Genomic DNA, 2,604 nt, shown 5'->3' on the forward strand with positions numbered 1-2,604 from the left:
CGATGACCGGCTGCGCGGGCGGCGGTTCGGGCTCCACGGGCGCCGCGTCGGGCGGCGAGGGGCAGAAGCACACGGCCGTGTGCCGTTTCTGCGGCTGCGGCTGCGGCGTGATCTGCGAGGTGAAGGACGGCAAGCTCGTGAGCGTGACGGGCGACCCGGAGAACCTTTCCAACAAGGGCCTCAACTGCGTGAAGGGCTACTACCTGGGCAAGATCCTCTACGGCGACGACCGTCTGACCAAGCCGCTCATCCGCGAGGACAAGGCCACGAAGGGCACCGACGAGGGCCTGCGCGAGGCCACGTGGGACGAGGCGCTGGAGCTCGTGTCCGCGAAGCTCAAGGAAACATGGAAGGCCGACAAGACCCGCCTGGCGTTCTGGCTCTCCGGCCAGCAGCCCATCACCGAGGGCTACGCCTGCGCCAAGTTCATCAAGGCGGGCCTGCTGTCGAACAACGTCGACCCGAACGCGCGCCTGTGCATGGCCAGCGCCGTGGTGGGCTTCATGAACGTGTTCCAGACCGACGAGCCGGCCGGCTGCTACGCCGACCTCGACAACGCCGACGTGTTCGTCACCTGGGGCGCCAACATGGCCGAGGCGCACCCCATGCTGTACTCGCGCCTCACGGCCCGAAAGCTCTCGGGCAAGAACGTGAAGCACTACGACCTGGGCACGCTGCGCACCCGCACGTCCGTGAGCGCCGACACGGTCATGCTGTTCAAGCCGAACACCGACCTGGCCATCGCGAACTGCATCGCGAACTACCTCGTGCAGAACAAGAAGTACGACGAGGCCTTCGTGAACGACCACCTGCAGTTCAAGCAGGGCACCGAGAACATCGGCAACGCCACCGACGACGGCTACGACGCGAGCGACGTGGGCAAGACCGTCGACGCCGTGAGCCCCATCACGTTCGAGGAGTACGCCGCGCGCCTGGCGCCCTACACCTTCGAGTACACCTCCGAGCTCTCCGGCGTGCCGGCGGAGGACCTGAAGTCGCTCGCGCTCGAGTTCGCCGACCCCGACAAGAACATCATGTCGCTGTGGACGATGGGCGTGAACCAGCACAACCGCGGCACCTGGATGAACCACAACATCTACAACATCCACCTGCTCTCCGGCAAGATCGCCCGCCCCGGCTGCGGCCCGTTCTCGCTCACCGGCCAGCCCACGGCCTGCGGCACGGCCCGCGAGGTGGGCACGTTCTCGCACCGCCTGCCCGCCGACCTCCTGGTGGCCAACGCCCAGCACCGCCGCTACACCGAGGCCATCTGGGATTTGCCCGAGGGCTACCTCGACGCCATCCAGAAGCCCGGCATGCACACGGTGAAGATCTTCCGCGAGATGTCGAAGGGCAACCTCGACTTCCTATGGACCGCGCACAACAACTGGGCGCAGTCCATGCCGAACCTCACCCGCTTCCTGGGCCAGGGCGACAAGAAGGGCATCTTCGACACGTTCATCGTGGTGAACGAGGTGTACCCGACGCTGTCCACGCAGTACGCCGACGTCGTGCTGCCCGTGGCCATGTGGGTGGAGCGCGAGGGCCAGTTCGGCAACGCCGAGCGGCGCACGGCGGTGTTCGAGAAGGCCGTGGACCCGCCGGGCGAGGCCAAGTGGGACCTGTGGGCGTTCATGGAGGTGGCGCACCGCGTGCTCGACGGCGAGCAGATCGACGGCAAGGACGCCTTCGACCACCTGTTCGGCTTCGTCTACGACAAGGGCGCGCACGATTTCAAGAACGACGGGCGCGAGACGAACCGCCTGCTGTGGGAGGAGTACCGCATCTTCTCGAACCCCGACATGAACGAGCGCGCCAAGGCCGTGAACGACGATGCCGACGGGAAGTTCGAGGCGAAGCTTAAGATGGAGGCCAAGCAGCTGGCCCCCTACGAGAAGTACCTGGCGCACCATGGCATGACGTGGCCCGTGCGCAACGTGGACGGCAAATGGCTCGAGACGCACTGGCGCTTCGCCGACGGCAAGCAGGCCGACGGCTTCGACGAGGTCGGCGTGGCGAAGTACGGCAAGCAGGGCCAGGCCAACAACCTGTCGTTCTACAAGTCCGCCAACATGAAGCCCTCCGTGGTGTTCCGCCCCTACGAGCCGCCGGCGGAGGAGCCCGACGGCGAGTACCCGTTCTACTTCTGCACGGGACGCCTCCTGGAGCACTGGCACACCGGCACCATGACGCGCCGCGTGCCCGAGCTCGACCGCGCGCTGCCCGAGGCGCTGCTGAACATCCATCCGAACGACGCGTCGAAGCTCGGCGTGAAGGACGGCGACCTCGTGCACGTGAAGTCGCGCTTCGGCGAGTTCGACATCAAGGCCTCCACGGCCGGCCGCACCGAGCCGCAGGAGGGCATCGTGTTCGCGCCCTTCTTCGCCGAGGAGACGCTGGTGAACCTGGCAGTGCAGGACACGTACTGCCCGCTGTCGAAGGAGCCGGACTACAAGAAGACCTGCGTCTCTATCACGAAGGTCGAGGGGTGATCGCTATGAGGAAACATTTGGTTGCCGGCGCCCTCGTGGTCGCGATGGCGTTCGGTGCGCTGGCCGCGGCCGGATGCTCGGGCGCCGCGCCCGCAGAGGACGTCAACGCGAA

Annotated in this window: 1 protein-coding gene; it reads left to right on the forward strand. The window is 66.6% G+C overall.

What is annotated here, in order from left to right; translation table 11 throughout:
* The coding region (locus GPA_RS02260; RefSeq protein WP_041238824.1) for a molybdopterin-dependent oxidoreductase at positions 1-2,492 on the forward strand (2,492 nt) is incomplete at its 5' end.
* Between the last annotated feature and the right edge of the window lie 112 nt (positions 2,493-2,604).

It is taken from the genome of Gordonibacter pamelaeae 7-10-1-b (assembly GCF_000210055.1).
GTDB lineage: Bacteria > Actinomycetota > Coriobacteriia > Coriobacteriales > Eggerthellaceae > Gordonibacter > Gordonibacter pamelaeae.